We start from the raw sequence: 11,431 nt of genomic DNA on the forward strand, positions 1-11,431 counted from the left end.
CGGCGCGTGCATGGCGGTCTATATTGAAGACGGCGGCGCCAACGACGACGACGGCATTGTCAACGGCATCATCGTGGACCCGCTCGGCGTCCGCCGCGGCGCCGGCGTCGGCACCCGCCCCCACAGCGGCGTCTTTGACCCGCTCGCGCTGATGGTGTTGCTGTCGCTGCTCGCGCTGCCCGCCCGCCGCGCCGTTGCCCGCCGCGACACGGCAACGCGCGAATAACGCCGCGGGCAACAGCCTGTGAACCGGCCCGCGCGCCGCCCCTTCAATTCAATCCGGCGTTTCCGCCGGTATTCCCGCCGCCCGGCGGTATAATGTCCCTTCGGCTTTATCCGCACATGACAACAGATGACAGACATGCGAGAAACACCGCGCGGCGGCCTGTACCGGCCCGAATTTGAGAAAGACAACTGCGGCTTCGGCCTGATTGCCCAGATGGACGGGCGCGCCAGTCACTGGCTGGTGGCGACCGCGATTCAGGCGCTCGGGCGCCTGACCCACCGCGGCGCGGTCGCGGCGGACGGCAAGACCGGCGACGGCTGCGGGCTGCTGCTGAAAATGCCGGCGGACTACATGCGCGGCAAGGCGGCGCAGGCCGGTTTTTCGCTGCCGCCGGTGTTCGCCGCCGGCCTGGTGTTTCTGAACACCGAAGACGCGGCGGCGCGCCACGCGAGGAAAACGCTGGAACAGGCGCTGCAAGACGAGGGCCTGACGGTGGCGGGGTGGCGCGAAGTGCCGATTGAGCCGTCGGTGTGCGGCGAGGAGGCGCTGGCGACATTGCCGCGCATCGAGCAGGTTTTTGTCAACGGCCCCGCCGCCGGCAAGCGCGGCAACGGCGGCGGCGACAACGCCGACAACAACGCCGCCGACAACAGCGACCACAACGGCGACGACTTTGAACGCCGCCTGTTCATCGCGCGGCGGCGCGCCGAATGCGCGCTGGCGGCGTCCGACCCGGTGTTCTACATCGCCAGTTTGTCGGCGCGCACGCTGTCTTACAAGGGCCTGGTGATGCCGGACAACCTGCCGATGTTCTACGGCGACCTCAACGACGAGTCGCTTGAAACCTCGATTTGCGTCTTCCACCAGCGCTTCTCGACCAACACATGGCCGCAATGGCGCCTCGCGCAGCCTTTCCGCTTTCTCGCCCACAACGGCGAGATCAACACCATCTGCGGCAACCGCCACTGGGCGCAGGCGCGCGCGCACATCCTGCGCAGTCCGCACCTGCCCGATTTGTCGCAATGGCAGCCGCTGGTGTCGGCGGAAGGCTCCGATTCGTGCAGCCTCGACAACATGCTGGAAGTTTTGATGACGGGCGGCATGGACATCTTCCGCGCGATGCGCCTGCTGATTCCGCCGGCGTGGCAGAACGTAACCGACATGGACCCCGACCTGAAGGCGTTTTACGAATACAACACAATGCAGATGGAGCCGTGGGACGGCCCGGCGGGCATCGTGCTGACCGACGGCCGCTACGCCGCCTGCACGATGGACCGCAACGGCCTGCGGCCCGCGCGCTATGTCATCACCGGCGACCGCCACATCACGCTGGCCTCGGAAATCGGCGTCTATGACTACGCGCCGGAAGAGGTCACCGCCAAGGGGCGGCTGAAGCCGGGCGAGATGATGGCGGCGGACACGCGCACCGGCGAACTGCTGCTGCCCGCGGCCATTGACGAGCGCCTGAAAAACCGCCATCCGTACCGCCGCTGGCTCGACCGCCGCGTGCGCCGGCTGCCCGGCTTCACCGCCGGCGAGCCGCTCGTCGGCAAGCCGTTCGGCGACGCGCAACTGCTGGCGCACGAGAAGATGTTCGGCCTGTCGTTCGAGGAGAAAGACCAGGTGCTGAAGGTGCTGGCGCGCGCCGGCCAGGAGGCGGTCGGCTCGATGGGCGACGACACGCCGCTGCCGGTGCTGTCGCGCGAAGTGCGGTCGCTGTTCGACAACTTCCGCCAGCAGTTCGCGCAGGTGACCAACCCGCCGATAGATCCGCTGCGCGAGCGCATCGTGATGTCGCTTGAAACCTCGTTCGGGCGCGACGCCAACCCGTTCGAGGAATTGCCGGAACACGCCAGCCGCCTGCTGATTGACTCGCCGGTGCTGTCCGAATACAAGTTCGCCAAACTGCTTGAACAACGGGATTACCCGCACCGCGTCTTCAACCTGAATGCCGGCGAGGACGAAGACCTGCGCGGCGCCATCGAGCGCCTGTGCGACGAGGTTGCCGCCGCGGTGCGCGACGATGGCGTCGTGCTGGCGGTGCTGTCCGACCGCGGCATTGAGCGCGGCAAACTGCCGGTGCACAGCCTGCTCGCCTGCGGCGCCGTGCACCACCGCCTGATCGGCGACGGCCTGCGCTGCGACGCCAACCTCGTCATCGAGACCGGCTTTGCGCGCGACCCGCACCATTTCGCCGCGCTGATTGGCTACGGCGCCACCGCCGTTCACCCGTACCTGGCCTGCCAGAGCCTCGCCGGCATGCAGCGCAGCGGCGAGATTTCCGCCGACATCGCGCCCGACGCGCTGGCGACGGCGTTTCGCGCCGGCATCAACAAGGGGCTTTACAAGATCATCTCGAAGATGGGCATCTCGACCATCGCCAGTTACCGCGGCGCGCAGTTGTTCGAGATTGTCGGCCTGCACGACGAGGTCACCGACCTGTGTTTCAGGGGCACCGTCAGCCGCCTGCAGGGCGCGCGCTTCGCCGACCTGAAGGACGACCAGATGAAACTGGCGTGGCGGGCGTGGAACCTGAAAAGGCCGTTGCAACAGGGCGGGCTGCTGAAGTATGTGCACGGCGGCGAATACCACGCCTTCAACCCCGATGTCGTGCAGAGCCTGCACCGCGCCGTGCAGGGCGGCGACTACGGCGATTACAAGGTGTTCGCCGACCTCGTCAACCGGCGCCCGCCGATTGTTTTCCGCGACCTGCTGGAACTCCAGACCGCCGCGCAGCCGGTGCCGCTGGACGAAGTCGAGCCGGAGGCCGACATCGTGCGGCGTTTTGACACCGCCGGCATGTCGCTCGGCGCGCTGTCGCCGGAGGCGCACGAGGCGCTGGCCGAGGCGATGAACAGCCTCGGCGGGCATTCCAACTCCGGCGAGGGCGGCGAGGACCCGGCGCGCTTCAACACCGCGCGCTCGTCGAGAATCAAGCAGGTGGCGTCGGGGCGCTTCGGCGTGACGCCGCATTACCTGACGGACGCCGAGGTGCTGCAAATCAAGATCGCGCAGGGCGCCAAGCCCGGCGAGGGCGGGCAACTGCCGGGGCACAAGGTCAACGGCGTGATTGCGAAACTGCGCTACGCCAACGAGGGCATCGCGCTGATTTCGCCGCCGCCGCACCACGACATCTATTCCATCGAGGACCTCGCGCAGTTGATTTTCGACCTGAAGCAGGTCAACCCGAAGGCGCTGGTGTCGGTCAAACTCGTCGCCGAGGCCGGCGTCGGCACCATCGCCGTCGGCGTCGCCAAGGCCTACGCCGACCTGATCACGATTTCCGGCTACGACGGCGGCACCGGCGCCAGCCCGCTGACGAGCATCAAGTACGCCGGCGCGCCGTGGGAACTGGGGCTGCCGGAGACGCACCAGGCGCTGCGCGCCAACAACCTTCGCCACAAGGTGCGGTTGCAGACCGACGGCGGCCTGAAAACCGGGCTGGATGTCGTCAAGGCGGCGATACTCGGCGCCGACAGTTTCGGTTTCGGCACCGCGCCGATGGTCGCGCTCGGCTGCAAGTACCTGCGCATCTGCCACCTGAACAACTGCGCCACCGGCGTCGCCACGCAAAACAAGGTGCTGAGGCGCGACCACTTCATCGGCCAGGCCGGCATGGTCAGGAATTACTTTCTGTTCGTCGCGCGCGAGGCGCGCGAATGGATGGCGGCGCTCGGCGTGCGCAAACTCGAGGAGTTGATCGGGCGCACCGGCCTGCTGCGCGTCGCCGACGGGCGCAGCGGCAGGCGCGCCGCGCTCGACCTGTCGCCGGTGCTCGACGACGGCGGCGTCGCCGACGACAAGCCGCGCTTCTGCCGCGCGCCCGACAACCCGTCGTTCGACAAGGGCGAACTCGCCGAGCGCATGGTCGCCGACATGCGCGACGCCATCGCGCACAAGCGCGGCGGCGAGTTCCGCTACGACATCGCCAATGTCAACCGCTCCATCGGCGCGCGCGTCTCCGGCGAGGTCGCGCGCCATCACGGCAACGACGGCATGGCCGGCGCGCCCGTCAAAATCCTGCTGAAGGGAACCGCCGGGCAGAGTTTCGGCGCGTGGAACGCCGGCGGCGTGCACCTTCACCTGGAAGGCGACGCCAACGATTATGTCGGCAAGGGCATGGCCGGCGGCGAGATTGTGATTCGCCCGCCGCGCCGCGCCGCCACCGCGTCGCGCGACACGACCATCGTCGGCAACACCTGCCTCTACGGCGCCACCGGCGGCAAACTGTTCGCCGCGGGCTGCGCCGGCGAGCGTTTCGCGGTCAGGAATTCCGGCGCCGTCGCCGTCGCCGAGGGCCTCGGCGACCACGGCTGCGAGTACATGACCGGCGGCGTCGTCGCGGTGCTCGGCGCCACCGGCCTGAACTTCGGCGCCGGCATGACCGGCGGCATCGCCTGGGTGCTCGACCTGCACGACGCTTTCAGCGACTGCTACAACCACGAACTGGTCGAGACTTTCCGCATGAATGTCGAGGGCATGGAACGCCAGCGCAACTATCTGTATTCACTGCTCGCGCACTACGCCGACAAGACCGGCAGCGACTGGGGGCGGCAGGTGGCGGACGACTTCTCCGCCTACCTGTCGCGCTTCTGGCTGGTGAAGCCGAAAGCCGCCGAACTCGGCGCCCTGATGGCGAGCCTGATGCGGGCCGCCTGACGCGCCCGCCGCGCGCGATGCCCGGCAGAATCCCCGCCGCGTTCATTGACGGCCTGCTGGCGCGGGTTGACATCGTCGAGGTGATCAACCGCTATGTGCCGCTGCAACGGCGCGGCAGGGAGCATGTCGCCTGCTGCCCGTTTCACGACGAGAAAACGCCGTCGTTCAAGGTCAACGCCGACAAGCAGTTCTACCACTGCTTCGGCTGCGGCGCCGGCGGCAGCGTGATTCAGTTCTTGATGGAGCACCAGCGCATGCAGTTCGTCGAGGCGGTCGAGACGCTGGCCGAGCAGTGCGGCCTTGAGGTGCCGCGCGAGGGCGGCGGCGGTTCGTCGCGCGACACGGCGCGCTTCAAGAAACTGCTCGGCGCGCTGGACCGCGCGGCGCGCTATTACCGCGCGCAACTCGGCGACCACATCGAGGCGGCCAACTACTTCCGCTCGCGCGGCCTGTCGCCGGAAACGCAGGCGGCCTTCGGCCTGGGCTACGCGCCGCCCGCCTCCGGCCACCTGAGGAAATGCTTCGGCGCCGACTACGACGAGGCGCTGCTGCTGGAGGCGGGCCTGCTGTCGAAGGGCGAGCGCGGCGCGTACGAGCGCTTCCGCGACCGCGCGATGTTCCCGATCCGCGACGGGCGCGGGCGCACCATCGCCTTCGGCGGGCGCCTGCTGCCCGGGCGCGAGGGCATGGCGAAGTATCTGAACTCGTCGGAGAGTCCGCTGTTCAGGAAACGCGAGACGCTCTACGGCCTGTATGAACTGAAACAGGCGCGCGGCTTCGACCGCGTCGTCGTCGTCGAGGGCTACATGGATGTCGTCTCGCTGGCGCAGCACGGCGTGCGCAACGCGGCGGCGACGCTCGGCACCGCGACGACGCGCGCGCAGGTGCAGGCGCTGTTCCGGATAACGCCGCACATCGTCTTCTGTTTCGATGGCGACCGCGCCGGCGGCGAGGCCGCGGCGCGCGCCGCCGAACAGGCGCTGCCGGTGTTCAGCGACGGGCGCGAGATGACCTTCATGTTCCTGCCGGAAGGCCACGACCCGGACAGTTTCGTGCGCGACAACGGCGGCGATGCGTTCGCCGCCGCCGGCGGCGACGCGCTGCCGCTGGCGGCGTTTCTGTTTCGCCACCACGGCGCCGGGCTGGATTTGTCCGACCCGGCGGCGGCGGCGGTGCTGGTCAGCAGGCTGAAGCCGCTGATCGGGCAGTTGCCGCGCGGCGGCGTGTTCCGCGATTTGATGTTCGGGCAACTGGCGGAGAAGATCGGCGTGTCCGCCGACAGCCTGAAAAACGCGCCGTCGCAGGCGAAGCCGGCGGCGCCGGCGCGCCGCGCCGCGCCGCGCACCGGCGGCGGCGTGCGCTATTCAAGGATACGCATCGCCGTGCGCTCATTGCTTGAGCAGCCGCAACTGGCCGAGGCCGGTGAGTGGGATGAACTCGCGCTGGACACCGGCGACATTCGCCGCCTTGACGAACGCGGCGCGCGGCTGCTCGCCGACCTCGTCGAGAACATCAGACAGCACAAGCCGGCGACGACCGCCGGCGTGCTTGAACTGTACCGCGACACCGGCGAGGAACAGGCTTTCCGGCGGCTGCTGGCGGAACCGGCGGCGGCGGAGGTGGACCGCAAAAGCGAGTTTCTGGGCGCGATGAACCGCCTTGAAAAAGACCTGGAGGCGCAGGGCATCAAGCGCGAAATCGCCGAACTGGCGGCCAAAAATGCCCCCGATGAAAGCGACCGCCGCCAACTCGGGCAATTGCAGACGAGACTGCTCGCGCTGAAAAAAGCCTGAAGCGTGATAAAATGACCTGTTACCGCTCAATTTGAGGCAACGGGAGGAGACCATGGCCGCAAGCAGGAAAACACAGTCGGGACTGAACAAGGACCTGATCGCCAAGGGCAAGGATCAGGGCTTTCTGACCTACACCGAGGTCAGCGATCATCTGCCGGAAGACATTGTTGATCCGGATCAGATTGAAGACATCATCCGGATGATCAACGACATGGGGATTAAGGTCCTCGAAAAGGCGCCCGCCGACAACCTGTTGATGTCCGAGGAGGCGGCGGACGACCTGGCGACCGAGGAGGCCGCCGTGCTGCTCGCCAATGTCAGCAGCGAGATTGGCCGCACCACCGATCCGGTGCGGATGTACATGCGCGAGATGGGCACCGTCAACCTGCTTGACCGCAAGGGCGAGATCAAACTGGCCAAACGCATCGAGAGCGGCCTTGACGAAGTGCTGAAAGAACTCAGCCGCTTCCCGCCCGCCGTCGCGCTGCTGCTGGAGTGCTACGACCTCTACCGCAAGGGCGAGTTGAAACTGGAGGACATCTTCACCGGCTTCTGGCTGGAGGAGGAATGCGAGGAGGGCCAGGAGGACGTCTATGTGCAGGGCGAAAACCCGGACTACGACGACACCGAGTTCGACCTCGACGAGATCGAGGAGCACTTCGGGCGGATGCGCGAACTGCACCGGCGTTCGCTGACGAAGGGCGCGCGCCGCTATGAAAGCGTCTATCAGCCGCTGTGCGATGAAATCTCGAAGTTGTTCCTGGAGATGAAACTGACGCCGAATGTGCGCGACCTGCTGGTCGAGAACCTGCGCCAGGCCGTGACCAGGGTTCGCAGCAGCGAGAAGATTCTCCTCAGCATCTGCCTGCACCGGGCGCGGATGCCGAAGCAGTATGTCAACGAGCAATTCAGGGGCAGCGAGGCCGACCCGGAATGGTTTGACCGCCACACCTGGTCGCGCTCGAAATACCGCAAGGGCCTGAAGCCGCACGAGGATGTGTTCCTGAAAGAGCAGGCCAAGTTGCGGGTGCACACCGAGGCCGCCGGCATGGACGTCGCCGGAATCAAGGAAGTCCACCGCCGCGTGCTGACCGGCAAGGCCAAGGCGCGCCGCGCCAAGAAGGAAATGGTGGAGGCCAACCTGCGGCTGGTGATTTCCATCGCCAAGAAATACACCAACCGCGGCCTGCAGTTTCTCGACCTGATTCAGGAGGGCAACATCGGCCTGATGAAGGCGGTGGACAAGTTTGAATACCGCCGCGGCTACAAGTTCTCGACCTACGCGACCTGGTGGATACGCCAGGCGATTACGCGCTCCATCGCCGACCAGGCGCGCACCATCCGCATTCCGGTGCACATGATCGAGACCATCAACAAGTTCAACCGCCTGACGCGGCGCATGGTGCAGGAGATGGGGCGCGAGCCGAAGCCGGAGGAACTGGCGCAGCGGCTTGAAATGGCCGAGGACAAGGTGCGCAAGGTGCTGGAGGTGACGAAGGAGCCGATTTCGCTGGAGACGCCGGTGGGCGACGACGAGGATTCGCAACTCGGCCACTTCATCAACGACGAGACGACGCAGGCGCCGGACGAGGCCGCCTATTCCGACGCGCTGAAGGACAAGATGCGCGACTTGCTGGCGTCGCTGACGCCGCGCGAGGCGCAGGTGCTGCGCATGCGCTTCGGCATCGACATGAACACCGACCACACGCTGGAGGAGGTCGGCAAGCAGTTTGATGTGACGCGCGAGCGCATACGCCAGATTGAGGCCAAGGCCCTCAGGAAACTGCGCCACCCGACGCGCTCGGAAGTGCTGCGCGGCTTTCTCGGGCCGGACTGAAATCGCGCCGCGACGGGGCCTGTAGCTCAGCTGGTCAGAGCGGGGGACTCATAATCCTTAGGTCGCAGGTTCGAGTCCTGCCGGGCCCACCAGTCGCCGAGACGATGGCCGCGCCGCCGCAGTGCCATCAATCTGTCATATTTCCGCCACATTTCTGCCACATTCGCGGCGTATAAATCGCGCCGTGGATTCAAGGACCATCAACATCATCAACACCCGGGAGGATTTGATATGAGGAACCGGATTGCCCGGATCACCTGCTGCGTGATGGCCGCGCTGCTGTTGGGCGGCCAGGCCCTCGCCAGGGAGCAGATCAACATCGTTGGCTCTTCGACCGTCTATCCGTTCGCGACCGTGGTCGCCGAGCGTTTCGGCCAGTTTGGCAAGTTCAGGACGCCGAAAGTGGAGGCCACCGGCTCCGGCGGCGGCCTGAAACTGTTTTGCGCCGGCACCGGCCTGGAAACGCCCGACATCGCCAATGCGTCGCGCAGAATCAAGCAGAACGAAGTGGACACCTGCCGCCGCAACGGCGTGACCGGCATTGTCGAGGTGAAAGTCGGCTACGACGGCATCGTCATCGCCAACACGAGGGACGCCGCGCGCATGGAACTGACGCTGAAAGACCTCTACCTGGCGCTGGCCGCGATGGTGCCGAACCCGGACGGTTCGGAGTCGTTCGTCGCCAACCCCCACAAGAAGTGGAGCGAAGTCAACGCCGCGCTGCCGGCGACCGGCATCGAGGTGCTCGGCCCGCCGCCGACTTCCGGCACCCGCGACGCCTTCGTCGAACTGGCGCTGGAAGGCGGCTGCAAGCAGTTCAACTGGATCAAGAAGATGAAAAAGACCGACAAGCGCACCTACAAGGCGCGCTGCCACACCATCCGCGAGGACGGCGCCTACATCGAGGCCGGCGAGAACGACAACCTGATTGTGCAGAAACTGAATGTCAATCCCGACGCCCACGGCGTGTTCGGCTTCAGTTTTCTCGACAGCAACCTCGACACGATGCAGGGGGCCGTCGTCAACGGCGTCGAGCCGGCCTTTGACGCCATCGCCGCCGGCGATTACCCGGTGGCGCGCGCGCTGTACTTCTATGTGAAGAAGGCGCACATCGGCAAGGTGCCGGGCCTGGCCGGGTATGTCGAGGAATTCATCAGCGACCGCGCCTCGGGCGCCGAGGGCTACCTCGCCGACAAGGGCATGATTCCGCTGTCCCCCGCCGAACGGCGCGAGATGCTGCCCGCCGTCAGAAACCGGCAGCCGCTGGCCGAGAAACTCTGAGTCTGCTCTTCGTTACAAATCGAAGGCGATGCTGATGCCGGCCCAGGTCTCGTCGCCGAGGATGCGTTCTTCGCGGCGTTGTCTTTTGATGTCCTCGCCGCGGAAAGACTGCGAGATATAGAAGCCGAGTTCGGCGTTGTCCGACAGCGGCATGGCGCCGTGCAAGCCGAATTCCACATAGTCCATGCCGTCGTGTTCCGGCGTCGAGTAGCCGTAGTCAAAGGCGACGGAGACATACGGCGACAGCCCGACCGGGCCGGCCTCAATGGCGTTTTCGCCGGACAGCGTCATCAGCAACTGGCTGCCGCTGCCGCCGCCTTTGGCCTGTTCGGCGTCGGTGGACATCAGCCATTCGGCGGAGGCGGTCATCCAGTCAAGGCCCTCCCAGGTGACGGCCAGCACCAGTTCGTTGTCGTCCCTTTCGCCGTGCCCCTCGGTCGGGTGGAAATGCAGCCAGATATACGAAAAATCGACATGGAAGTCGCCCCATTGGTGGCCGATGCCCGCGTACAGGTTGGTCTCCTGGTAGCGTTTGCGGTCGCCGAAGGCGGCCCAGGCGCCGGCATAGAGGCCCGTCTCGGACTCGACCGTCAGTTCCAGCGTGGACACGCCGCCCTTTTCAAGGTTTTCGCGCGCCTGCGTGATGTACTTGGAATGCCAGCCGGCTTCAAGGGTGGCCGAAAGGCCGTCCGGAAGGGCCGCGCCGGAAGCGGTGGTGGCCGCCGCCAGCAACAAGGCCGCGACAGCGGCGGGCACAAACATTTTTTTCTTTTCCCGTGGAAACATGTTCATTCTCCTTAAACTATGTTGAGCAATAAGTTCCGCTTGTTCAGCGGAAAGGACTTGTCAAGTTTTGGGAATGAACTAAAGCGGCCCCGCAACAGGCCGCGCATACTACTTATTCGCCAAAGACTTGTCAAGGGGGTTTCATACGGCGCCACACAAAGAAAAGGCCGCCCGAAGGCGGCCCTTGCAGCCAGTGCAACTGATATCTGGCACATGAAACATACTCAAGGGAAGAAAACGAGTTTGAGTATTCCCGCAGCCATGGCAATTATAAGAGGGGCCACAAACACGGACAGGGTCCATTTGATGACGGTTAAATCGCCCTCCACCCTGCCGATTCGCTCCATGGCTTCGCCGTGCAGTTTGTGCATCTCCGCCCTGGTTGGCATGTGACTCGTGCGCTCTCGCAGAACCTCCACTGTGGCTGCTGTCTGGTTCACGCGCTCTTGCAGAACATCCATGCGTTCCATGGCCGTCGAATGCAACTCGTCCATCCGCGTCATGGCTTCGCCGTGCAGTTTGTACATCTCATCCCTGGTTGCCATGTGACTTATTTTCTCCATGGCTTCGCCATGCAGTTTGTCCATTCGCCCCATGGCTTCCCCGCGCAGGTTGTTCATCTGCTCCCTGGTTGCAAGGTGGTTCATGCGTTCCTGCAGAACTTCCAGTTGCGGATGGGGCGCCATGATGGGCTCCACCTTTTCAGTGAGCGGCCCGACTTTGCGGTGCTGGCCGGGCAGCGGTTTCTTTTTTTGCGTCGTCATCATTGGATGTCCTCCAAACAAGGTTCAAGATTTATCGAGAACCCAATTTGGAGGAGTTTGCAAGGCTTGGCGCACGCCAGCCGAC

The 11,431-nt window shown here is 65.4% G+C and carries 7 protein-coding genes and 1 tRNA gene; 6 read left to right on the plus strand and 2 right to left on the minus strand.

Annotation, left to right across the window (positions count from 1 at the left end; all coding sequences use genetic code 11):
* The 6 genes from OXU50_00470 to OXU50_00495 all read left to right on the plus strand — a co-directional run.
* A partial coding sequence (locus OXU50_00470) for a hypothetical protein (GenBank protein ID MDD9868365.1) occupies positions 1-226 on the plus strand: 226 nt, incomplete at its 5' end.
* A 135-nt stretch (positions 227-361) separates the two neighbouring features.
* A complete protein-coding gene (gene gltB / locus OXU50_00475) occupies positions 362-4,885 on the plus strand; it encodes a glutamate synthase large subunit (GenBank protein ID MDD9868366.1) in 4,524 nt (1,507 codons plus the stop codon).
* 17 nt (positions 4,886-4,902) lie between these two features.
* Entirely contained in the window at positions 4,903-6,678 is a 1,776-nt protein-coding gene (gene dnaG / locus OXU50_00480; GenBank protein ID MDD9868367.1) for a DNA primase, read from the plus strand.
* Positions 6,679-6,730: 52 nt separating this feature from the next.
* Positions 6,731-8,515, plus strand: a complete 1,785-nt coding sequence (gene rpoD, locus OXU50_00485; protein MDD9868368.1) for an RNA polymerase sigma factor RpoD — start codon at positions 6,731-6,733, stop codon at positions 8,513-8,515.
* A 15-nt stretch (positions 8,516-8,530) separates the two neighbouring features.
* Positions 8,531-8,607, plus strand: a tRNA-Ile gene (locus OXU50_00490).
* A gap of 175 nt (positions 8,608-8,782) precedes the next feature.
* Entirely contained in the window at positions 8,783-9,796 is a 1,014-nt protein-coding gene (locus OXU50_00495; GenBank protein MDD9868369.1) for a substrate-binding domain-containing protein, read from the plus strand.
* Positions 9,797-9,808: 12 nt separating this feature from the next.
* Here the strand turns inward: OXU50_00495 and OXU50_00500 are convergent, their stop codons facing one another.
* Positions 9,809-10,582 (minus strand): hypothetical protein, encoded by a 774-nt coding sequence (locus tag OXU50_00500; GenBank protein ID MDD9868370.1) that lies wholly within the window; start codon positions 10,580-10,582, stop codon positions 9,809-9,811.
* Between the two features lie 224 nt (positions 10,583-10,806).
* A complete protein-coding gene (locus tag OXU50_00505) occupies positions 10,807-11,349 on the minus strand; it encodes a hypothetical protein (GenBank protein MDD9868371.1) in 543 nt (180 codons plus the stop codon).
* Between the last annotated feature and the right edge of the window lie 82 nt (positions 11,350-11,431).

The organism is Gammaproteobacteria bacterium (genome assembly GCA_028817225.1).
In the GTDB taxonomy this organism is placed as follows: Bacteria; Pseudomonadota; Gammaproteobacteria; order Poriferisulfidales; family Oxydemutatoraceae; genus Oxydemutator.

What these genes read in the sequence shown, in the direction of transcription:
- OXU50_00505 (MDD9868371.1), bottom strand. Translation starts at nt 11,349, where the DNA reads ATGATGACGACGCAAAAAAAGAAACCGCTGCCCGGCCAGCACCGCAAA.
- gltB (MDD9868366.1), top strand. Translation starts at nt 362, where the DNA reads ATGCGAGAAACACCGCGCGGCGGCCTGTACCGGCCCGAATTTGAGAAA.
- OXU50_00495 (MDD9868369.1), top strand. Translation starts at nt 8,783, where the DNA reads ATGGCCGCGCTGCTGTTGGGCGGCCAGGCCCTCGCCAGGGAGCAGATC.
- dnaG (MDD9868367.1), top strand. Translation starts at nt 4,903, where the DNA reads ATGCCCGGCAGAATCCCCGCCGCGTTCATTGACGGCCTGCTGGCGCGG.
- OXU50_00500 (MDD9868370.1), bottom strand. Translation starts at nt 10,582, where the DNA reads ATGTTTCCACGGGAAAAGAAAAAAATGTTTGTGCCCGCCGCTGTCGCG.
- rpoD (MDD9868368.1), top strand. Translation starts at nt 6,731, where the DNA reads ATGGCCGCAAGCAGGAAAACACAGTCGGGACTGAACAAGGACCTGATC.